The sequence below is a fragment of the Agrobacterium sp. LEGMi-208b genome, assembly GCF_059511785.1.
Map to the genome: position 1 here is coordinate 144,217 of NZ_JCALIC010000003.1, position 21,522 is coordinate 165,738.

Here is a 21,522-nt window from a genome sequence, read left to right on the forward strand (position 1 = left end):
ATGAGTTCGAGAACCGACGTCGGACAAACATCATCGGCTCCCAAAGGTGCGAGCATCAGCCGTTCGTTACCACCAATACAGGGTCCTATTGTAGGCGGTCGCGCCCTTCGCAGTCGCTCCAGCCTCTCGAAACGCATTCTTTTAGGCATGCGGTCCTCCGATCGGACTTGTAATGTCGCGGCCGACGATTTTGCCGTCCAGGACGATACGTATCCGACAGACGGGTTGGGAAAACGCCCCCCCCAACCGGTGCTGATGAGAGTTAGCGCAGTCATGTATTGTGCGTCACCCATCTGTCTGCTCGCTGGAATTGTCAGGCGCATCGTACTTTAACAATTGCGCCAAAGACAAGTTTGAGTTAAGCGTTTACGAAATAAAATCGTATAAAAACAAATGCTTAAGTAAAAACTACTAGATTTCAGCTGAGTACACCTCGGTCGATTTTTTGCGTCATTGAATCAAAATCCGGGAGGTTCTGAGAAAATGGCATCACATAAGATTACTGTTCGCCAGCGCGTGACAATCCCGCTGGGAATCAAAGAAGCGATCGCGGAATTCATCACCTTCAATGGATTCCTCGATGGCAAGGAACATTTTGCCCTTTGCGTGAACCCGCATCTGATTGAGGGTCTGCCTCTCGTTCGGGTGCACTCCGAGTGTGTCACGGGAGACGTTTTTCAGTCTTTGCGATGCGACTGCGGCCCTCAATTGAACGAGGCGATTGAGCGCATGACTGAATGTGGTGGATATATAATCTATCTGCGCCAGGAGGGACGCGGGATCGGTTTGAACGCCAAACTTGATGCCTACAAACTCCAGGACGAAGGATTGGATACCTTCGAGGCGAATGTGCGTCTCGGGCATGCCGCCGATCCCCGCTCCTTTGAAGCCGCCGGTGCGATGCTTTTGGCTCTCGGACTTGGCGCGATCCACCTCATCACCAATAACCCTCTCAAAGTAAGAGAAATCCGAGAGGCCGGTATCGCCGTTGTGAAGGCTTTGCCAACAGGCGTTCACCTCAATGAGTTCAATCGCCGATACCTCGAAAGCAAAGTCGCTTTCGCAGGCCATAACATTGAGTTTGTTCCACAAACGAGGAGAACAGTATCATGAAACACATCGCGCCAATCAGCGGCGTTGCCAGCTTCCAGGATATGTACGTCGCCAGCGCGGGGTACGACAATCAGGTGATCCTCTGGGATGCGCGGTCGCATCAAGCCCTGGCCAAGGTCAATCACGACCATCTGGCTAACATGTGCGTATTCTCTCCCGTTGGCGATCTGCTCGCCAGTGCTAGTAGCGATTATACAGCACGCATTTGGGACGTCCCATCAATGCGGTTGCGAGCTGTCCTTTCGGGTCATACAGATGACGTCGAGATGGTGGCGTTTTCCCCTGACGGAAAACGTGTCGCAACCTGCTCACGAGATCATTCGATCCGCATTTTCGACATTGACGGCAATCATCTGGCAACTTGCCTCGGACATACTGCTGATGTGATCTCGGTCGCGTGGATGCCTTCAGGTACCGAGATTGTTTCGAGCAGCGACGACGGATCCGTTCGCCAGTGGACAGCCGGCGATGGTTCGCAACTCTCTGTCAGCAACTTTGACGGGATCGAAACCGATACGGTAGCGATAACCCCCGAGGGACTTATTTTTGCGGGAGATGATGAAGGCCGTATATCGATCCTGCGCGGAGAGACAGCAATTTCGAGTGTGACTGCACATGAAGCCGGCATCAAACGACTTGTTTACTCTCCGGTGTCGCGGCAACTGGTCAGTCTCAGTTATGATCGGAAGATGAAGATCTGGCAAGTCAATGCGGAAGCGATCGTCAAACTCGCCGAGGCTGCATTGCCAAATATAATCTGGCCTCGGTCTTGCTCCTTCGTGGGTAAAGAGAAGATCGCTTTTGCCACGTTCGGCTCGACCTATGCAGTCTACAATATTCGAAACGGTACCTGGGACGATATTGACTATGAAGCGAGCAAAAGTGTGAACGCGGTTTTGCCAGTTGGAGACGCGTTGTATACGGTCGGCGACGCTGGCATTGTAAGGAAAGACAACGCGTTTGTTGCCGATATGAACGGTCTTTGCAACTTTTTTACGCGCTTCGGCAGCACTCTCGTGACCGGCGGCCAGATGGGGAGTATTCACAATGCGATGACGGGAGAAGTCGTTTATCAACACCACTCTCCCCTAAACTGTGGATGTGCGTTTCTGCGCGATGATATTCCGCATGCCGCAATCGGAACTTACACCGGCGAAGTGGTTATCATTCGTGAGATCGACGGCAAGGTTGAAGTCGTGACGTCGATCAAGATGCACGAAAATGCGATCAAGGGCGTGGCGACAGATGGCGAAGTGATCTTTGCAGTTAGCGCCAACCGCAACGCGGCCGTCGCCTCCATTGGCTCGTTTTCAGTCATTGAGACTTGGATCGGAAAGCACCGCCAGATCGCAAACGGATGTGCCGTCGTCGCGCCAGGCGTATTTTGCAGCGTGAGCAGGGACCTAACCTTACGGATTTGGCGACGGAGCGAGATAGAGGAAATAAAAACGCCCCATCGAAACTCTTCGAAATGTGTCGCTGCTAATGAAACGTACATCGCCACGGGAGACTACGGCGGACGCATCGCAGTGTATAACCTCGAGACTAATACGTGGCTCAATGTCGTGCGCCCAAGCACCAGCGGCATCTCATCGATTTCGACGGATGTACGAACAAGCAGCTTCGTGGCGAGTTGCTACGACGGAAGAGTCTATGGTGTGACCATTTGCGACGAAACCGTTTCGGTGAGTGTGAGACTAGATGTGCCCTATAATCAGTTAATGGCGGCCGAATGATCAGTGACAGGTTCTCGATCACAGATACAACGTATCGCTTATCACCCATTCTGACCGTCAACAGAGCAGTTGAGAAACTGCTGTTTGAAGGAGATCATCATGGCGTCTAATCCAACGCTGGAAATAATAAAAGTCAGCGAGATAAAACATCTCAACATCCTGGTGAAGAACTTGGACATTTCATGGGCGTTTTACAGTGAAGTTTTGGGCTTCTCGTATGTGAACCATCTGGGCCCCAGGAAGATCGCCGCGTCTTTCCGCGGTTTCGATTTTTTCTTGGAGGAAGCGGTCGATTACCAAGGAAAACCTGATGAGAGGATCCACTTTGGAATTCGGACTGACCGTCAGGGAGTGCTGCTTTGGGGGGAGCATCTGAGCAACAATGGAGTCACCCTTGTAAGGGGAAACAATCCCGAGGCAACTATCTATGAGATGACAGGAACGTCTCGTGTTGCTCTTTATTTCCAAGATCCCGATGGATGGACAATTGAGGTATATAGCCCAGAATAACAGCTGTTTCGATAGGGATCTAAATGGGTGTTCTTGCGGAATGGAAGTCGCTGTTTTTAGGCGGTAATTTTTCTAAGATAGTGGTCTTGGGTGGCGGAATAGCTTTGCACGCGATCAACATTTTTGTTGGATCGACTTTGATGCCCTCAATCGTAAAAGATATTGGTGGTGTTGATCTTCTCGCTTGGAACACTACTCTCTATATAGTGGCCTCGATACTCGCATCGGTGTTTGTTGCCCACCATCCGGCGGGCTTGGGGCCTCGTCAGGTTTACGCAATCGGAGCGGCATCATTCGCCATCGGCAGCCTTCTCTGTGGTACTGCGCTGCACATGGAGAGCATGCTCTTAGGGCGTTTTGTTCAAGGGTTCGGCGCGGGCATTCTTGTCGCCATATCCTATTCTATGGTCCGGGCGTTATTTATAGAAAGTCTATGGCCGAGAGCATTGGCTTTGATGTCGGTGGTGTGGGGGGGGGCGACTTTATTGGGACCCGCAATCGGCGGAGTCATGGCTGCCGCAGAATTATGGCGGCTCTCTTTCTGGATACTTCTGCCTGCGGCGTGTTTTCTCTTTTTCATTGCATGGTCAGTACTGCCTGAGGAGTTTGCTGGTTCGAAAGACTCGCCGCCACCATTGCTTCAGATTGTTCTTCTTTCGGTGTCGATCATGTTGCTTTCGTTGGCTGGCACCGCCGCAGAATTGAATATTCTCATTGCAGGGGCCTTTCTTCTTCTCGGATTTATATGCGCGGCAGTGATTGTATGGCGCGAGAATTATTCCTTGGCAAAACTCCTTCCCACGGGTGCATTCTCAATGCACTCACCGTTATTCATTTTGTACCTTATGATGATCTTAATCTGCGCCTGCCAAGCGAGTGAAATTTATGTACCGTACTTCTTGCAGCTCTTAAAAAAACAGCAACCGCTTTGGGCTGGCTATATGGTGTCGACCATCGCTTTTGGATGGATGTTGGGAGCGATCTGCTCTGCGGGACTTATCGGACGAAAAGCCCGAATTGCCGTCCTCGTTGGGCCCATCGTTGTTTTTCTGTCGTTTGTAGGGCTTTCAATTTTTCTTCCTGTGCCCAGGGTCGCCGTCGACCGAAACGAAACGGTCGCGATAGTAGTTTGCTTGTCCGGATTGGGTTTAGGGATAGGTGTTTGTTGGCCACATCTGCAAAGTTCGGTGTTATCTCGCGCACTGCCTCGCGAAGAGGATTTAACCTCGGCGTCTATCCCCATTATTCAACAGTTCGCTAGCGCTTTGGGCGCTGCGGTTGCCGGATTGGTCGTGAATTTCAACGGCGTGTCGGACGTAGTGAATTTGAATAGTTTATCGAATGCTGCATGGTGGCTGTATTTCACTACCTCTACCGTCGCTGCGCTTGTTGTGCCGCTCGCCCTCTTCGCAACGCGCATCGTCTCGCCGATTAAGACCTCTGACCCAAATGGGATAAAATCATTGAATAAGACCTCCCTCGACAGGATTACTGATGTGTAACCCGAAGGTACCGATCGAGCGAACCCGTATGCTAGATTGCCACAGATCCTCTAATAGTTCCAGTTGCATAGGGTGTGATTAGACGGATCTAGGGTTCGAATCCTGTCAAGGCGACACGATCGGCTAGCTCTCGCATTTGCCGTTAAACCGAGGGTTGGTCTGCGATTGAGTTGAGAAAGGACTCCAACTCTTCAATGCTGGCCATGACAGACCCGAATTTGGGCGGCGTCCCAAATATCATGGAGGACATTCTCTCGTAGTCGGATGCGAGTTTTTTGCGCATCTCGGGCGTGGGCACCAGCCGAAAACTTCCTGGGACGGCTCGATCATATCGATGGTCTGGCGCGCGATACATCAGCTCTTTATGCCGGCGGCAAGCCTCGGCAAGGTCAAGCATCGATGCAGTGGCCTTGCCGTAGTCGGGATTCATCCAGATTTGATGAACATCGTAGTAGTGGCGCGAGTATCGGTTGAGGTCTGGAACTTTCAGCGCAGGACTATCCGGCATACTTCGTTTTTCGGTCATCTCCGTCATCGCGTGAAGGATCAGAGCTTTCTCCCAAAAAGTGCGCTCTGGCTTGACGGTCGTTACATTCTGGACCGTCAGGTCAAGTGCCCTTTGGCATTTCCGAGGCAACGTATGGAATGATCTCTCGCTTCTCGGCCGGAACCGGATCCGGGCGTGCCCCGCCTTCGATGCGCACTGCGGCCTCGACATAACCGCCGCTCGTGTCAAAGACGCTTTTGTATCCCAGAACGAGTACGTCAAGCGCCTCCTTCTTTCGGTAGAGATCGTATCCGAAGTCGAGCGAAAAATGCCCCGATTGTCCGGTCTCTCCCTCGACCGCAGCGATTTCCTCATCGAGCAAACGCTTGAGAGGTCCGGACATATAATGGCGCGCCGCCTCATCTACTTGCTCGGCGAGAGCCTTCTGCTGCTGACTGACGGAGGGAAGGGCTGCGATATCGGCTTCGAGCGGAACCTTTAGATCTGCCTTGTAGATGCCGATGTCGATATCTTCAGAAAAACGCGTTATCAGGCCATATGCTTTGCTGAGGCTGGTGCCGCCCTTAAAGTAGAGACCGATAGCATCGTCCTTGCGCCGGTTGAACAGGAAGTCCAGCACCCAGCAGACGTATAGATCCTTCTCGATATTTTCGGCCCGCGTCTCGAGGTCGGACGCAGCGGCGGAAAATAGTGCTCGACGCTCGTCAGCGGTCGAGCGAAGGATATCAATGAAACTCTGGTGCATGTTCATCCATTCCCCCGCGGCCCGGCGGAGTGTTTCCGTCTTCCTGAAGTGGCGGATCGGCGGTTATCGTCTCGACAGCCTGGTACATCCAGGCTGGGATGGCGTGAATGTTTTCGCGCAGATCTTCGACGATCGGCTGCCTATGATGGCTTCGTGCCAGGTAGCGGACGATACCATCGACAACGGTCTCCAGATTGGATCGCTCGTCGCGAAACCAGTGAAGGGCTTGGATCACTCGCATTGCCGGCCGCCCCGCCCAGAAAGCGGTCTTTGCCGAGATGCGCTTGAAGTCCAAGATGTAGATCACGGGCTTCGTGGCCTCCGCATCGCCGACATTGGCCTCGATCTCGATGGTTCGGGGATATGTGTCCGCATAGATTGTTGACCTGGCGGGGACGGCCGTCGTCAGGCCAAGATCATTGGCAGCCGTCATGCCATCGACGCAAACACGAAGCTTGTCACGTCGCGCGATTGCATCGATGAATGAGGCCCGTGGCGGAAACACCATCTTGCCGATCAGTTGGCTGACTGCTGGCTTGTCGTAAAGACCACGATGAGGGCGGCGGATGTCGCCGCGATTGGTCAGCCTCTGCAGCGCCTTTTCGACGGCGTTCGGTGTTGCGATATCCAGGAAATCGGAGCGGGACCAAACCCCCGAAGGTGCCGCGTCGGCGATCCGTTGGTGAATGCGTTCCAGAGTGTCAGATGTGGGATCCGGCATAATTATCCTACATTGTGTCCAAAAATTGTATACAAAAATTGGTCACTAAAAGCAACCCCCCTCTACTGACCAATTTTTATATCGAAACATTGGTCAGTATCGTAGGCCGGCTAGGCTTCCATGTTGTGAGGTGGATGTCTTTCCAACGGATGCAAAGCCGGCGCAGACAGATTACTGAAGCAGCTGCGCCTTGATCGCCTGTCCGACAATGGTCAACTGCAGCACCGGTGCGCCGCGGATGAAGCTCTCCTCGACTAGTTCCATCTTTTCCAGTCGCTCGACAAGCTTCTCCGACAGCCGCTTGTCACCCACCAGCCAACCCCTGCCCACTTTCCTCTGTCGCCGGAAGAAAGCAATTGCTCGAAGCGCTTCTTCTTGCGTCCGGGTCGGACTGCCTATTGCCTCGACGGCGGCAGGATGGTCTGCCGTATTGTTCATGGTCTCCGCCCCCCGTTTTCGTTCGACGGGTTATCGGCTGCGGGCCACTCGTTGGCCGGTTCTTCTATCGGTTCATCCGCGGGATCAGGGTTGCGATCATAGGCGTGCTGTCGCTTTGCCAGAACTTCCTGAAGTGTCTCTACGACACGCGCTGTTCCGTGTCCCTCACTTGCGAAACGATCGATGATCTCAGCGACGGCATCATCCAACTGCTGAAACAGTCGTTCCTGATTTTCAGATCTCTCACTCATCAAAAATCCTCCTGATCAGCCACCGACCCGGCGCTGCTGCCAATCCTTGTATGGCGCCATAGCTGGCCCGGAAACCGATCCTCGATCGCCGTCTCCACCATGGCGATTTGGGCGAACACATCGCTGTCATCGCGGTCTTCAGGACGAATGCTCTCGCTTGCTTCCTCAAGCTTCTTCATCAGCCCAAACACTTCCTCGTCCGTCCTCGCCGCCAGACGGTCTGCGAACTCTACGGCGTCGAAATCTTGCATACCGTCACTCCTATGGTTCTCTATCGGCCATCGCCACGGGTGGTAGGCTTGGAAACGACCGCACCAACATGTCCTTGAGATATGCTATTCATCATCCAGTTCAATCCAGACCGGCGCATGATCGCTGGTGTGCTCCCAGGCCCGCGCGAACTTGTCGACGCTGCAGGTCTGCAGTCTTTCCCGCAGCAATGGGCTCAGCAGGAAATGGTCGATGCGAAGACCGGCGTCCCGGGCAAAGGCGTTGCGGAAATACTTCCAGAACGTGTAGATTCGCTCCTCCGGATGCAGCAGCCGGATGGCGTCCGTCCAGCCCATGGCAATGAGTTTGGCAAAAGCTGCGCGCACCTCAGGGCGAAACAGGGCGTCATCCCGCCAGCGCTCCGGCTTGTAGACGTCGAGATCGGTCGGCATCACATTGAAATCGCCGACCAGAGCCACAGGAACATCGAGTTCGAAGAGTTCCTCGGCGTAGGAATGCAGTCGCTCAAACCAGCGGAGTTTGTAGTCGAATTTCGGCCCAGGTGCTGGGTTGCCGTTCGGAAGATACAGGCAGCCAATGACGATGCCATGGATAGCAGCCTCGATATAGCGGCTGTGGCTGTCGTCGGGATCTCCCGGCAGTCCGCGTCGTGTCTCGCGCGGCTCCTGATCCTTAGCAAGGATTGCCACGCCATTCCAGGATTTTTGGCCGTGCCAGATGGCACCGTAGCCCGCACGCTCGATCTCGCGGCGTGGGAATTTGTCGTTTGGCGCCTTCAATTCCTGCAGGCAGACGACATCAGGCTTTGCCTCGGCGAGCCAGCGGAGTAAAACATCCAGCCGACCGTTGATGCCGTTGACGTTGTAGGTAGCGAGCTTCACCGGCGTGTCCGTCAGTGCTTGCGATCGCCCGTGTCGCCCTGACCCGGTTTCGCATCGTGCTTCGCGTCGTGGCGTGCATCGGCCGACAGCGAGCGAGAGACGTCGACACTCTCCTTGAATTTCCCCTCCTTGTCACGGCGGACATAACGCTTGTCGGTTCCCGTATCGATCAGTTCGCGTTTGCTCATGGCAGTGCTCCTTTAGGTTTGCTCCATGAAGAAACGCGTGTGACCAGGAAAAGATGCACGGGAATCAAGAGACTAGCGCAGACTCGCAAAACGAGTTGGCCTGATCGCGCTAAGTCCTTGAAAATTGATTCGTTTCGACTCGGAACAATTACATGCTGATTCGCTTGAATCGCCTAGGTTGTGTCAGGAGTTCTGCGTCATGGTTGCCCCGAGAGCGAATTGGAAAGGCTTCATCAAGTTCGGAGAGGTCGCTTGTCCGGTGGCGCTGTACACTGCAGCATCATCCTCGGAAAGGATCGCCTTCAACACGCTGAACCGCAAGACCGGCAACCGGGTCAAGCGCGAGTTCGTCGATAGCGAGACAGGTGATCCGATCGACCGGGGCGACCAGGTGAAGGGCTACGAGGTCGAAAACGGCCAATACATCATCCTTGAGCCCGAGGAGGTCGCGGCCGCAGTTCCTGACAGCGACAAGACGCTCAAGATCGACGCCTTCATCCCCTGCCACGAGATCGACGACGTCTATTTTGACGAGCCGTACTATCTGGCGCCGAACAAGATGGGCACGGATGCTTTTTTTTTGCGCGACGGCATGAAGAAAGCCAAGGTTGCCGCGATTGCCCGGACCGTTCTCTTTCGCCGCGTTCGAACCGTCCTCATCCGTCCGCATGGCAAAGGGCTGATCGCCACAACGCTGAACTTCGATTACGAGGTGCGCTCCTCTCAGGATGCGTTCGAGGAACTACCCGATCTGAAGATCGAGGGTGAAATGCTGGAATTGGCTGAGCACATCATCGGCACCAAGAAGGGCAGCGTCGATGCCAGCACGTCTGAATAGGGGAGGGCAATTGTCCTGCTCCGCGTCGCCTGGGTGAAGTCGGAATATTTGATCTTCACCGTCACCGTCTTGCCGCTGAAACCTTTGGCCTCGCAGTAGCCCCAGACCTTTTCCGCAAGCGGCCGGAGCTCGTTGGTCACGAACTCGAGGTCGTCAATGTCCGTGGCAAACGTATCTTCCGCGCCGACGGACTTACGCACCCGGTCCGGCCTGACCTGCCGCTCATTGATGCCCCGGGCAATGCCATAGAAATACGGTCCGAACTTTCCGAAATGCTCGACCAGAAAAGGCAAGGACTTTGCCTTCAGATCCGCACCGGTCTCAATACCAAGCCGGTGCATCTTTTCCGCTGTGGACGGGCCGACGCCATGGAATTTCTTGACCGCGAGCTGTTCGACAAAGGCCGGACCGTTCTTCGGCGTAATCACCGCCTGGCCGTTCGGCTTGTTCAGATCCGACGCCATTTTGGCCAGGAGCTTGTTGTATGAGATCCCGGCCGAAGCGTTCAGTCCGGTGACCTCCTTGATCCTTGCCCGCATTTCCAGAGCAATCTCGGTGGCAATGGGCATAGCCTTCAGATTTTCGGTAACGTCGAGATAAGCCTCGTCGAGCGACAAGGGTTCGATGATCGGCGTGTAATCCGCAAAAATCTCGCGGATCTGTTGCGAGACGGCGCGATAGACTTCAAACTTGGGCTTTACGAAGATCAGATTGGGGCATCTTCGCGCCGCCGTGACTGACGGCATTGCCGAGCGCACGCCGAACTCCCGCGCCTCGTAGCTTGCTGCTGCAACGACGCCACGGGCAGCCGCTCCGCCAACAGCCAGGGGTTTACCACGAAGCTCCGGATTGTCGCGCTGCTCTACCGACGCGTAGAAGGCATCCATGTCCACATGGATGATTTTTCTGACGGTTGAGACGGAGGCGAGATCCATTGCGATTAAGAGTCTCTAGTGAAACGAAACAAGAACATAGCAGCTGCCGGTGACGCATCCAAGTCCTAACCCTCAATTGCTGCATCTGCCGAAGGAAACTCCTCGGTTCTTCAGGCGTTTGATCAATAACCCTAGCGAAGTGGAGATTGACCGATGGCCAACGATAGCACCTCGACCACAGCAGTTTTCGAAACGCGTGAGGCTGCCGATCTTGCGGTGGAACATCTCGTCCAGCAACATGGTATTGCCCGGCCTGACATCTTCGTCCAGTCGACCTCGGCGAAGAATACCTCCGGCTCTGCTCCCTCCGGCGGGGACGTCTCTTATGACGGTAGTGCGCGCAGCGATGCTCCGCTAGAAGGAGAGATCGAAGTTTCCGCCGATATCAATTCCAGCATGATCCGCACTGTTCAGCGGACGTTCGGTGACCTTGGCGCGACCCGGGTCTCCGGACGCTGATGTCCAGCGTCTGGGATGGAGGGCTGACATGCACATCGATGGCGCATGCCAATGCAAAAAGATCACCTATAAAGCCGAGATCGATCCGCAAGACGTCGCGATCTGCCACTGCACCGACTGCCAGAGATTGACGGGAACCGCCTACAGGGTGACCGTCAGCACACAACGCAGCCATTTTCAGATAACGTCCGGCGAGCCCAAGCTTTACATCAAGACCGCCGACAACGGCCGCAGGAGGTTCCAGTTCTTCTGTGCTGATTGCGGATCGCCGATCTATACGACGGGCGAGGATGAAGACGCCAAGCAGGTTGGGATCAGACTGGGAACGGTAAATCAGCGTCGGGAGTTGGAGCCCCGCTCGCAGATATGGTGCTCCTCGGCGTTGGCGTGGGCTCAGGATCTGACCCGACTTCCGGAGCGAGCTGGGGATTGAGCGTCTCTGTTGAAGTTGACGAAGTTGGATGGACAGTTCGAGACAGTTTACCGCCCGGGGACCAGCATTGTCGTGTCGGGCCAGACCGCAGTGGCGCTCACGGTCGCAAGAATTGCGCAAGCGGCGGGACACGACGTGACAGTTTTGAACAATGGCGAAACATACGAGGGTTCTTATCCAACGATCGACCCATTTACCGCCGTCGTGCTTCTGCACCACGATCTCGATGCGGAGGAGCGGATTCTCGAACGCGCACTGCATTCAACCGCGTTTTACATCGGCGCGCTTGGGAGCACGCGTACTCATCTGAAGCGCCTGGAACGTCTGCGGCGCGCGGGTTTTTCGAATATTGAGGTAGACCGCATAAGGGCACCCATCGGATTGTTCGGACCGACCAGGGACACAACCTCGCTGGCATTATCGGTCCTGGCCGACGTCGCCGCTTCCAGATTGACCATCTATGCTTGACTACGCGCGGGGTGATCGGACAAGGGGATGTCTTACGATTGCCGCGCTCGTCCTTGCTGCAGGGAGATCGACCCGCACTGGTGGCTCGCACAAGCTGTTGGCGACATTCGGCGGCGTCCCGCTAATTCGGCGATCCGTCTTGGCGGCGAGTGGATCAGAATGTGAGAACGTGATCGTGGTCACTGGACATCTGGATGACGAAATCCGTTCCGCGATCGAGGATATTCCCGTACGTGTTGTTCACAAGTCGGACTTTGAGTCAGCAATTGCGACGTCCATCATCGTTGGACTGCGCGAAGCGATCTGCTTGCGCGCCGCCGGGGTTATGATCTGTTTGTCCGACATGCCCGATCTCACGAGTGAGCATCTCAATCTCCTTGCCACCAAATTCCAACAATGCGATGGAGAACCAATTGTTCGGGCTGTCGCTGCCGGCGAACCTGGCCACCCGATAATCTTTCCTGCTAGCACTTATCCGGAGCTATCGAAGCTAGCTGGGGATGTCGGCGCGCGCGAGGTCGTTCGGCACCATTGGAGGTCGACGATCGTCGTGGAGATCGGACCAGCAGCCAGGACGGACCTCGATACGCTGGAGTCGTTGCGGGAAATAGGCTGGTTGCCCGCCCAATGTTGAAAATCGGGTCGGCCAATCCTATAGCGTTGGCTGGGGTTCAAAGGCCGATGGAGGCGGCGGTTGTGGATACGCAGCGCGGCCATTCCCTCAAAGATGATTTAGGTGGCACGACCCATTAGCGCCGAAGAGGAAGCGGCATCGTCGCGTCTCGTTGACGACGAAGGCAACCCATAAAAGTATGAAATTCCGTCTCTGGAAGATTTTTCAGGCCGGATGAAGGGGAAAGCCGTGGCCGACTCACAGTATGAAGCCGCGGTTAGCAGCGTCGATAACTAGGAGGTCGTTTGTTGCAACGGCTTGGGTGGAAGAGCGACGATCTTCGTCGGTTACCGTACGAACCTCAGTATGGTCGGAACGCTACGTTCGCCTCACCGTTAGGACCTAATCCTGTAGTAGATAGCGTTGGAGCGCGTGCGTACGCGCCATTCATCGACGGCGCCTCGGTCAAGCAGATCTTCGACCACTTTGGGGTCAAAGACATGGAACGTGATCTGACGAGCCCGCCCATTCAGCCGGACCGTTCTGGTCCCCGCGCTCGTGAGACGTCCGTCGGCAAGCCAGCGATGCCTTTCCCCAGCTTTGATGGCGAGAAATCCTGTATCTCCCGGGGAATGATCGGCAGGAGTTCAATTCCTTCCAACGCGCGCGAGATGATCACAGCTGCCGTATTAAAGGCAGTTTTCTCATCTGCCGGCATTGCGAGGATCAGATCAGGGCCATCGAGTGAAAGGGCTTTTTTAGAAACGATGGGGAGCCGGGACTTTGTCTCCTGAAGGATGCCCTTCGCCCGCACTGCTGAGCCAAGCGTGGCGGGGGGCGACAGCGTCCATGTCCTGAGCAGTTCTACGTGGGTTTTTTCAGTTTTCGGCATGCTTGATAAATGGGTTCAGCACCCTGTCAGGTCAACCACAGTATCGAAACGAATGATCGCTGGCGCTCTGGGCTTACCCTAGACATGACGAATGAACGGGATGTCGTCGCCGCCTTTTGAGACCGGTGCGTCGTTGCGGCGTGCAGCAATTGCGTTCCGTTGCAGCGCCCAGCGCCAAAGCAGCAGGTGAACGCCAAGTCTCAGCGCGAGGTGGTTTCAGCAAGGATTGCCTCCAACCCATCTATTGTGAACGGCTTCGACAACTGGAGTGCATCCGAAATGCCAGATGTCGATCTTGCGCCATCGTCACCACTGGCAAACACGATATGCATGGCCGGCCAGCGCTCCCGAGCCTGCCGCGCCAGATCAGTCCCTGACATTCCCGGCAAACCGACATCCGTCAGCAGGACGTCGATTTTTTCTGTCTCGAGAACGGCAAGTGCCTTTTCTGCCGAGCCAGCTTCAAATACCTTGTGGCCGAGTTCACTGAGCATATCGACTGTTGACATCAGGATAAGCGGCTCGTCTTCCACGACAAGTATTCGCACCTGCGCCAGGCTGGTCATCGGATGACTTTGCATAGGTGCTATCTCATCGCGGTCGAGCCGCTCGACGGCGATTTGCTGTTGCCGCGCGTTACTCAACACGTGGCGAACCTTGCGGGCAAGCGCTTCACGCGTATACGGCTTGGACAACAATTCAACACCTGTATCCAGCCTGCCGCCATGGACGATCGAGTTTTCCGTGTATCCCGACGTGTAGAGAACAGCGATACCGGGAAAAAGACCCTTGACCTTTCGCGCAAGTTCCGTGCTCCGCATAGGGCCCGGCATGACGACATCGGTAAAGAGCAAATCGACATGCACGCCGCTGTTGACGATGGCAAATGCCGATTGAGCATCATGTGCTTTCAGCACCCTATATCCCAGATCGGTCAGAAGCGCGACGGACGTATCGCGCACCCCGTCGTCGTCTTCCACGACAAGAATAGTCTCTGTGCCACCGCTTGTCGGGATGACACTAACGTCTGCCAGGCTGTCTTCCACTTGCATGGTTCGCGGCATATAGAGCTTCATGCTCGTGCCAAGCCCGACTTCGCTGTAAATTCTCAGATGGCCCCCGGACTGTTTGAGAAAACCATAGACCATGGAGAGGCCTAGACCACTGCCTTTGCCTTCGGTCTTGGTGCTGAAGAACGGCTCCAGAACATGTTCGATGATGTCCGGGGGTATGCCTGATCCGGTATCGGTCACAGCCACGAGCACGTATTGTCCCGGGTGCACGTCGTCGTGCGTGCGTGCGTAGTCTTCGTCAAGCACGGCATTTGCCGTCTCGATTGTCAGTCGCCCGCGGCCATCCATTGCGTCCCTCGCGTTGATAGCAAGGTTTAGGATGGCGTTTTCCAGCTGTCCGGGATCGATCAACGTATTCCACAACCCGCCAGAAACCACAGTTTCAAGCTCGATCTCTTCTCCCAGTGCCCGGCGCAACATGTCGTCCATATTCTGGATCAACTTGCGGACATTGACGACTTTTGGTTCTAGCGGCTGCCGACGCCCAAACGCTAACAGCTGTGAAGCCAGTTTCGCACCTCGGGCGACGCCGGCCAGCGCATTCTGAAGGCGTTGTTCTGCACGGGCGTTACCGCCGATGTCCTTGGACAACAGCTGCAGGTTGCCGCCGACAACCTGGAGGAGATTGTTGAAGTCATGCGCGACGCCGCCGGTCAAATTGCCCAGCGCCTCCATTTTTTGCGCCTGCCTCAACGCGAGCTGCGCGGTCTCGCGCTCGACCGTTTCTTTCTCCAGTTCCAGAAGCGCGCTGCGTAGTTCGTGGGTGCGCTGCTCCACCCTCTGCTCAAGCGTGTGATTAAGGCTCTGTAACTGTTCTTCCGCCCGCTTCTGGTGCGTGACATCGAAACCATCGACGAATATGCCCGTGACATCTCCGGTCTGATCAAAGATGGGCTGATAGATGAGGTTGATGAAGCGCCTGTCAGGCTCTTTTTCATCGTCTCGCTGCAGGGAAACCGGAAGGGAGCGACCGATGTAAGGTTTGCCGGACCGATACACTCCATCCAGCAACTCAAAAAAACCCTGGTCGGCAACGTCTGGGAGCGCGTCCCGGACACTCATGCCGATCAATTGACGATGCCCGACCAATTGAAGATAGGCGTCGTTGACGAGTTCGAAAACATGATCCGGCCCACTCAGAATACACATGAAGCTGGGGGCCTGCTGAAACAGGGCCCGCATGCGGTCTCGTTCCGCGGTCCGCTGCTCGACTTCAGAGGAGAGCTGGCGGTTAAGCTGCTCAAGAGCTATAGCGGCTTTCTCTTTGAGTTCAGCCGCCTCGGCCAGTGTGGCCGCTCTTTGCCGTTCCGTCTCGAATGCCTCGGCATTGGCAAGGCGAGATGTAATCTGGCCTGCAACGAGCTTCAGGAAATCAAGATACTCGTCGGTCACGGCGCGGTGAGGATTAAGACCGCTGATCAATACACCCCTCGGTTTGTCGCCGCCCTGGCCAATCAGGGAAATCACAGCCGCCTGTCTCGCTGCTTTTGTCCATGGACCAGAAGGAACATCGGTAATGCGTGACAGGTCGATCAAATCGACAGGCTGTTGCTTCCACGTGGTTTCGCGGTCCCAGATGTTATCTCCGCGACATATTTCCGGCGGCAAAAGCATATGGTCGTCCTCTGCACCACAAACCCATTGGCGATGCGCATTCCCGTCTACATCAAACAGATACAACGCGCTAAAGGGCAGGTCCCGGGAGTTTTCGCAAAGAGCTGCGCGTGACGCCTTGATCACTTCGCTCGACGTTTCAGCAGACGCCAGTCCCGACGCTAGTGCCCGCATCGTCGATACACGGCGTTCTGTGATGACCCGCTCCGTATCTTCGCTGACGGTGCAGAACACGCCCTCAACGTCGCCGTTCTCGCCGATAAGCGGGCTGTAGGAAAAGGTGTGATAGGTTTCCTCGGAGTAACCGTTTCGCTCGAGCAGCAGTAGAAGTGCCCTGTCCCAGGTCGCCTGACCCGTTTCGTACACGGTTGCCAACCTGTCCTTCACATCATCCCATATTTCAGCCCACAGTATTTTTGTCGGTACACCGAGGGCGTTAGGATGCTTGTGTCCCAGCGTCGGGCGATAGGCGTCATTGTAGAAGAAAGCAATGTCCGGGCCCCAGCCGAGCCACATCTCAAACTTTGACGTCAGCAGCAGGCGCAGCGCCACCTTCAACGTTTCAGGCCAGGTGTCAGGCGGTCCGAGAGCGGTACTTGCCCAATCACGCTTACGCATTAATTGCGCCATTTCGCCATCACCTACAAAAATGTCCTTGTAATCGTCCGAAAATTTTAAGGTCATGGCCCTTCCGTGAGAACATCGCATGGTACAATTCGCCATTGATAACGCTCGCCCCGCCAGTTAGTTCTGGGGCTAGTCGGTTTTTGCAACTGGTGGAGCAATGTGACGATGAGCCAGGCGTTGTTGCAGCCTGAATGGAGTGCTGACGATCTCAAGCGGGCAATCAAATCGGCCGGGGTCGCTCTCTGGACCTGGATCGTGGATGACGATACGTTCGTGATGGACACCAAAGCCTATGAGCTATGGGACATCGGCGTTGAGACAGACCTTACCTTCGAACACCTGTCGGCGAAGGTCCATCCGGCTGACCGGGATCGCGTGCGAGCGGCGTTTGTCGCTGCCCGGGGAATAGACGGCCCCTTCGAAATTGATTTTCGCATCCTGACGGACGCCTCGGATGTCCGTTGGATTTCCGCGCGGGGCCAAGGCAACGAAGGTGACGCTGCAACTAAGAAAATGACCGGTATTTTCCTTGATGTCACGGGACGTAAGCAGGCCGAGGAGGGCCATGAGCTGCTTGCCGGCGAGATGAGCCATCGCGTGAAGAACCTTCTCGCCCTGGCTTCCGGCCTGACCCACATTACGTCGCGTACCACACAGACAAAAGAAGAAATGGCGCAGCAGTTAACGCAGCGTCTGACTGCCCTTGGCCGCGCACATGAACTGGTGCGACCTCTGCCCGACGGTCAAGGAAACGCAGCTTTGCTTGGTGATCTCTTCACCGTGCTTCTGGCGCCCTACGATAACGTTGGAGCGTTCGCCGGCCGTATACGCGTCGCGGTTCCGCGCATGGGGCTGGGTGAGAAGGCTGCCACGAGCCTTGCCCTTGTCGTCCATGAACTGGCAACGAATTCGCTGAAGTACGGGGCACTGTCGAATGATGTTGGATTGCTGGATATTTCAGGTGCTGTGGTGGAAGATCACGTCGAGATTATCTGGAACGAGCAGGGTGGCGAGACCGCCGAGCCCCCTGCATCGACGGAGGGTTATGGTAGCAAGTTGTTGCACAGAACAGTTTCGGGCCAACTGGGTGGGGCGATCAGTTATGACTGGGTTGAGGGCGGCGTTATAGTGACGCTGAAGTTCAAGGCGAGTTGCCTTACGTCCTGAGGAGTCGTCGCCGTACCCGCTTGGCGTAGGCATCCATCCCGTAACACAGACGGAGCGGGATGATTAAATCTCGGCGCCGCCGAGGGTGCCCTCAACACAGGCTTGCCATGCAGGGATGTGCAATCACGGGGCTGAAGTTTATCACTAGTGATGGTCGGGCAAATGTCGATGGGGCGAGGCTTCAAAGCCAATATCTACCAAGCCGCAACTGACATCTATGACAAGAGTTCCCTGAGCACGGTCACTGCCAGATTGTGGTCTTCGACATTCGGAAGGCCACTGACTGCAACTGTGCCGATAAGCGTTCCACCTTTTAGGATCAATGGAATGCCGCCTCCGCTTGCGACGTAGTCGGCCGGTGGAAGCTTGAATTTTAGATTGAAATCATAGCCCCCTTTCTCAGCCTCGAGCCTTAGTTGCAGCGAGCTGCGATGGAAACGGTGAACTGCCGCGCATTTCCGGCGAGTCCAGTCGAAGTTGTCGATCGTCGCGCTGCCGACAAGTGTTGCAAAAATAACGTCCATGCCGTGGCGAACTTCGATGGCCACCGGCAAATTGCCTTGATACGCCCTATGGCGAATTCGTTGTCCCAGCGCCCAAGCGAACTCGTAGTTGAATGCCGCTAGCTCCAGCGACTTTTGCTCTTCGGCCAAAGCCGCCAGTGAAGGTGTTGGTTCTGTCATTTTAGCGGTTCTCCTCTCGTAGCATTGGGGTTTATTCGGCGCCGAATTCGCCCCGGCCTCTGCTTTACCCACAAGTGCTTCTATTCACCGATCTGGATTTTTCCCCAGCCAGAGTGTGATTCAGCCGCGAAGTGGTTCCGTTCTTTTCCTGCGCGCGGCCAGGAAGACGTTTTTTAATATGGGATAGCGATTGATTCATAAATCAGCCTTCCCTGAAGGCATTAGGCGTTAATTGATGCTTTTTCGATTTATTCTGAGGCTATAATATAAATATTCTCACAGAAACCGGCGTATCAGCTTTGATATTTTTTAGCAGTTTCCATTTCCATAACTGAAGCGGCGCGCTCCCGCCTTTCGGCGAAATAATCTGGGAACCATCACCCACTTCCTTTGTTAGGGCGGTCATCTAAACGCGGCGCACGTTTCTGAACCGCTCTTCTTGAGCAGGATGACAGGGGCGTATTATTGCGTCGGCATCGGTGTCAGCCGCAAGGTGCAGCGCGCTATGAAAAAATTCTTCACCGTTTTTGCGGGTCGTACGGCATCTTTTTCCGGTTCGCCAACAGCGTTTGTGGTGGCGCTCGGCACAGTCATCATCTGGGGTATCAGCGGGCCGCTGTTTGGATTTTCGGAGGTTTGGCAACTCGTCATAAACACGGGTACGACCATTGTTACATTTCTCATGATCTTCCTCGTGCAGAATTCGCAGAACAGGGACTCTGCGGCGATGGAGGCAAAACTTGATGAGCTCTTGAGGGCTGTTGAGCAGGCTCGTGCAGACTTCATCGGGATCGAGCACCTCACGGAGGAGGAAATCGACGATATCCGTGCGCGCCTGGAAAAAGAGTGTGGCCGGGAAGGTGAAAAGCCTCCTCCCCACCACGCCATGACCCGGTTGCTCTCGCGACGTTGATCACGGGAATTTTGCAAGAGGGGAGGGCGGAACTTTTTCAGGCGCTGCTCATCGAAACCAGTAAACGGCGAAGTATCGCCTGTTAGAAGGAGTTACCATGGCCCTCAGAGCCCTTGCATTAAACGCGACCCTCAAGTCCTCCGCAGCAACTGGACACTCATCGACGGAAAGATTGCTGGAGCTCATCCTCCAGGAGCTTGGTGGTAATGATGTTCAAGTCGAGACGATCAGGCTTGCCGATCATGACGTCAAAGCCGGCGTCACCTCCAATGAGGGGGAAGGAGATGCCTGGCCAGCCGCCCGGGAAAAAATCCTCGCCGCCGACATTCTTCTTTTGGGAACACCGATATGGCTCGGACAGCCATCAAGCGTATGCAAGAGGGCGTTGGAGCGCATGGATGCATTCCTTGACGAAACCGATGAGCAGGGTCGGATGGTCTCCTACGGCAAGGTTGCTGCGGTTGCGGTCGTCGGAAATGAAGATGGTGCCCACCATGTTTCGGCGGAACTTTTTCAGGCGCTGAATGATGTCGGTTTTACGATCCCCGCAAACGCAGTGGCCTACTGGGTTGGCGAGGCGATGGGTTCAAAAAACTTTGTCGATCTTGAAGAAACGCCGGAAGCTGTGAAGAGCATGATCAGTATGCTCGTGCGAAATACCGTGCATCTGGCCACTCTTTTGAAAAATGCTCAATATCCGGCCAGTGGAGACTAAGCATTTTCAAGTCGCGGGTCATCGCGGCTTTTCTTTCACTGTTTCCGACCACCGGGAGCTTGAAAATCCCGGGTTTGACGCGCTTTGATCAATCACGCCGTCTCGGCGGTTGTCCTCAACAGGAGCCTTAAGGGTTCGCTCCCGTGCGGTCACTGCCATCGGACAAAACGGTATTTTCCATCGTCGCTCACTATTTTCGGAACTCTCGTCAATCCGGTTTGTTCGGGAGGGCGTTCACAAAGGCCAGACGGGATTCCCGTCTCTCAAAGGGGCGCGCGACATGATCCAAAACGGAGGAAAATCCAGATGAAGAAGACTGTTTTCGTGGCGTTGCTTCTAGGGGGCTCTGCCCTTTCGGCTTTTGCCCAGCAGGCACCGACAACCAATCCCGGCGGCGATACGCCGGCTGTGTCGACACCGGATACCAAGAACCCCACCGCTCCGGTGGAAGGCGCCAACAGCTTCACCGAGGCTCAGGCCAAGGAGCGGATGGAAGAAGCCGGTTACACCCAGGTCAAGGACCTGGCAAAGGATGACAAGGGCGTGTGGATGGCATCGGGGATGAAGGACGGAAAAACCGTGACCCTGGCGCTCGATTACCAGGGCAACGTCGTCGCCAAGTAAGGCGCGCAGATTTTTTGGGAGAAGTAATATGAGAACCGTTACTGGACTTTTCGACGATTATGATGAGGCAAGCAATGCCGTCAGTGAACTTGAGAATGCGGGCGTCCCGTCAGGCGATATCAGCATTGTCGGCAGTAACGCCGACAGTCGACATGGAGAGGATTCCAATGCCGCCGAAGGTGCCGGTACTGGCGCGGGAATTGGCGCGGTAGTCGGTGGTGCCGGCGGTTTGCTTACCGGTCTCGGATTAATGGCGATCCCCGGCGTCGGGCCGGTCGTGGCGGCCGGCTGGCTTGCTGCAACGGCCGTCGGCGCCGCAGGTGGCGCCGTTGCCGGTGGTGCCGCAGGTGGACTGATCGGGGCGATGACCCGATCCGGCGTTTCCGAAGACGACGCCAACCTTTATGCGGAAGGTGTGCGAAGAGGCGGCACCGTCGTTACGGCGAGGGTGGACGACGACCTCGCATCGGTGGCGGAAGATATCCTCAAGCGGTCCAACTATGTCGACCTGCCGGAACGTCGCGCTGCCTATCGCGACCAGGGCTGGACCCGTTTCGACGAGACGGCAAGGCCTTACGCAGCTGAAGATATCGAACAGGAACGGAACCGGTATCGCCGTTCGGCAATCTGATCGGGCTGTCCGC

General features: G+C 55.4%; 21 protein-coding genes and 4 pseudogenes. 14 read left to right on the forward strand and 11 right to left on the reverse strand.

Translation table 11 applies throughout. From position 1 onward, the window contains the following. Window positions 1–483: 483 nt before the first annotated feature. The 4 genes from ribA (at window position 484) to AC5YUO_RS26090 (ending at window position 4,861) form a co-directional block, all read left to right on the forward strand. Window positions 484–1,113 carry a GTP cyclohydrolase II RibA gene (gene ribA, locus AC5YUO_RS26075; RefSeq protein WP_496156675.1) on the forward strand — a complete coding sequence of 210 codons (630 nt, stop codon included), beginning with the start codon at window positions 484–486 and terminating at the stop codon, window positions 1,111–1,113. Next, window positions 1,110–2,849, forward strand: a complete 1,740-nt coding sequence (locus tag AC5YUO_RS26080) for a WD40 repeat domain-containing protein (RefSeq protein WP_121593436.1) — start codon at window positions 1,110–1,112, stop codon at window positions 2,847–2,849. The genes ribA and AC5YUO_RS26080 overlap by 4 nt, the downstream gene beginning before the upstream one ends. A gap of 99 nt (window positions 2,850–2,948) precedes the next feature. Continuing rightward, window positions 2,949–3,359, forward strand: a complete 411-nt coding sequence (locus AC5YUO_RS26085; RefSeq protein WP_162993114.1) for a VOC family protein — start codon at window positions 2,949–2,951, stop codon at window positions 3,357–3,359. Between the two features lie 23 nt (window positions 3,360–3,382). After that, the gene (locus AC5YUO_RS26090) at window positions 3,383–4,861 is read left to right on the forward strand and encodes an MFS transporter (protein ID WP_496156676.1); all 1,479 of its coding nucleotides are present in this window, start codon (window positions 3,383–3,385) and stop codon (window positions 4,859–4,861) included. Between the two features lie 142 nt (window positions 4,862–5,003). Here the strand turns inward: AC5YUO_RS26090 and AC5YUO_RS26095 are convergent. The 7 genes and pseudogenes from AC5YUO_RS26095 to AC5YUO_RS26125 form a co-directional block, all read right to left on the reverse strand. Continuing rightward, window positions 5,004–6,114 (reverse strand): annotated as a pseudogene (locus AC5YUO_RS26095) (nucleotidyl transferase AbiEii/AbiGii toxin family protein). After that, the gene (locus AC5YUO_RS26100) at window positions 6,095–6,835 is read right to left on the reverse strand and encodes a DUF6088 family protein (protein WP_496156677.1); all 741 of its coding nucleotides are present in this window, start codon (window positions 6,833–6,835) and stop codon (window positions 6,095–6,097) included. Before AC5YUO_RS26100 ends, AC5YUO_RS26095 begins: the two are co-directional and overlap by 20 nt. A 171-nt stretch (window positions 6,836–7,006) precedes the next feature. Next, window positions 7,007–7,273, reverse strand: a complete 267-nt coding sequence (locus AC5YUO_RS26105; RefSeq protein WP_496156678.1) for a hypothetical protein — start codon at window positions 7,271–7,273, stop codon at window positions 7,007–7,009. Continuing rightward, complete coding sequence (locus AC5YUO_RS26110; RefSeq protein WP_496156679.1) at window positions 7,270–7,524, reverse strand: hypothetical protein; 255 nt, start codon at window positions 7,522–7,524, stop codon at window positions 7,270–7,272. The genes AC5YUO_RS26105 and AC5YUO_RS26110 overlap by 4 nt, the downstream gene beginning before the upstream one ends. Then, on the reverse strand, window positions 7,524–7,775 hold the full coding sequence (locus AC5YUO_RS26115) for a hypothetical protein (RefSeq protein ID WP_496156680.1): 252 nt from the start codon (window positions 7,773–7,775) through the stop codon (window positions 7,524–7,526). The genes AC5YUO_RS26110 and AC5YUO_RS26115 overlap by 1 nt, the downstream gene beginning before the upstream one ends. 84 nt (window positions 7,776–7,859) lie before the next feature. Further along, a complete protein-coding gene (gene xth / locus AC5YUO_RS26120) occupies window positions 7,860–8,636 on the reverse strand; it encodes an exodeoxyribonuclease III (protein WP_496156681.1) in 777 nt (258 codons plus the stop codon). An 11-nt stretch (window positions 8,637–8,647) separates the two neighbouring features. After that, window positions 8,648–8,824, reverse strand: coding sequence for a hypothetical protein (locus AC5YUO_RS26125; RefSeq protein WP_496156682.1), 177 nt, complete (start codon window positions 8,822–8,824; stop codon window positions 8,648–8,650). A 199-nt stretch (window positions 8,825–9,023) separates the two neighbouring features. Here AC5YUO_RS26125 and ku point away from each other — a divergent pair. Further along, window positions 9,024–9,644: pseudogene (ku, locus tag AC5YUO_RS26130) on the forward strand (non-homologous end joining protein Ku); the annotation flags it as partial. Here ku and dinB read toward each other — a convergent pair. Then, window positions 9,548–10,597, reverse strand: coding sequence for a DNA polymerase IV (dinB, locus tag AC5YUO_RS26135; protein ID WP_496156683.1), 1,050 nt, complete (start codon window positions 10,595–10,597; stop codon window positions 9,548–9,550). The pseudogene ku and the gene dinB overlap by 97 nt on opposite strands. Window positions 10,598–10,750: 153 nt before the next feature. On the opposite strand from dinB, the gene AC5YUO_RS26140 reads away from it, so the two are divergent. The 4 genes and pseudogenes from AC5YUO_RS26140 (at window position 10,751) to AC5YUO_RS26155 (ending at window position 12,591) form a co-directional block, all read left to right on the forward strand. Further along, complete coding sequence (locus AC5YUO_RS26140) at window positions 10,751–11,056, forward strand: hypothetical protein (RefSeq protein ID WP_496156684.1); 306 nt, start codon at window positions 10,751–10,753, stop codon at window positions 11,054–11,056. A gap of 28 nt (window positions 11,057–11,084) precedes the next feature. Next, entirely contained in the window at window positions 11,085–11,489 is a 405-nt protein-coding gene (locus AC5YUO_RS26145; protein ID WP_496156685.1) for a GFA family protein, read from the forward strand. Window positions 11,490–11,516: 27 nt separating this feature from the next. Next, window positions 11,517–11,957 (forward strand): annotated as a pseudogene (locus AC5YUO_RS26150) (XdhC family protein); the annotation flags it as partial. Next, a complete protein-coding gene (locus AC5YUO_RS26155) occupies window positions 11,950–12,591 on the forward strand; it encodes a nucleotidyltransferase family protein (protein ID WP_496156686.1) in 642 nt (213 codons plus the stop codon). The pseudogene AC5YUO_RS26150 and the gene AC5YUO_RS26155, both read left to right, overlap by 8 nt. Window positions 12,592–13,007: 416 nt before the next feature. On the opposite strand, the pseudogene AC5YUO_RS26160 reads toward AC5YUO_RS26155, so the two are convergent. Beyond that, a pseudogene (locus tag AC5YUO_RS26160) lies at window positions 13,008–13,462 on the reverse strand (hypothetical protein); the annotation flags it as partial. 200 nt (window positions 13,463–13,662) lie between these two features. Next, complete coding sequence (locus AC5YUO_RS26165; RefSeq protein ID WP_496156859.1) at window positions 13,663–16,779, reverse strand: response regulator; 3,117 nt, start codon at window positions 16,777–16,779, stop codon at window positions 13,663–13,665. 162 nt (window positions 16,780–16,941) lie between these two features. On the opposite strand from AC5YUO_RS26165, the gene AC5YUO_RS26170 reads away from it, so the two are divergent. Next, entirely contained in the window at window positions 16,942–17,943 is a 1,002-nt protein-coding gene (locus tag AC5YUO_RS26170) for a sensor histidine kinase (protein WP_496156687.1), read from the forward strand. Between the two features lie 215 nt (window positions 17,944–18,158). Here AC5YUO_RS26170 and AC5YUO_RS26175 read toward each other — a convergent pair whose 3' ends face one another. Continuing rightward, the gene (locus AC5YUO_RS26175) at window positions 18,159–18,626 is read right to left on the reverse strand and encodes a heme-degrading domain-containing protein (RefSeq protein WP_496156688.1); all 468 of its coding nucleotides are present in this window, start codon (window positions 18,624–18,626) and stop codon (window positions 18,159–18,161) included. Between the two features lie 505 nt (window positions 18,627–19,131). On the opposite strand from AC5YUO_RS26175, the gene AC5YUO_RS26180 reads away from it, so the two are divergent. From AC5YUO_RS26180 to AC5YUO_RS26195, 4 genes are all read left to right on the forward strand, one after another. Beyond that, on the forward strand, window positions 19,132–19,539 hold the full coding sequence (locus tag AC5YUO_RS26180; protein ID WP_496156860.1) for a low affinity iron permease family protein: 408 nt from the start codon (window positions 19,132–19,134) through the stop codon (window positions 19,537–19,539). A 97-nt stretch (window positions 19,540–19,636) separates the two neighbouring features. Beyond that, window positions 19,637–20,254 carry a flavodoxin family protein gene (locus AC5YUO_RS26185; protein WP_496156689.1) on the forward strand — a complete coding sequence of 206 codons (618 nt, stop codon included), beginning with the start codon at window positions 19,637–19,639 and terminating at the stop codon, window positions 20,252–20,254. A 306-nt stretch (window positions 20,255–20,560) separates the two neighbouring features. After that, window positions 20,561–20,878: a PepSY domain-containing protein gene (locus AC5YUO_RS26190; protein WP_496156690.1), complete on the forward strand. Its 318-nt coding sequence runs from the start codon at window positions 20,561–20,563 to the stop codon at window positions 20,876–20,878. Between the two features lie 28 nt (window positions 20,879–20,906). Continuing rightward, window positions 20,907–21,509 (forward strand): general stress protein, encoded by a 603-nt coding sequence (locus tag AC5YUO_RS26195; RefSeq protein ID WP_496156691.1) that lies wholly within the window; start codon window positions 20,907–20,909, stop codon window positions 21,507–21,509. The last annotated feature ends 13 nt before the right edge of the window (window positions 21,510–21,522 follow it).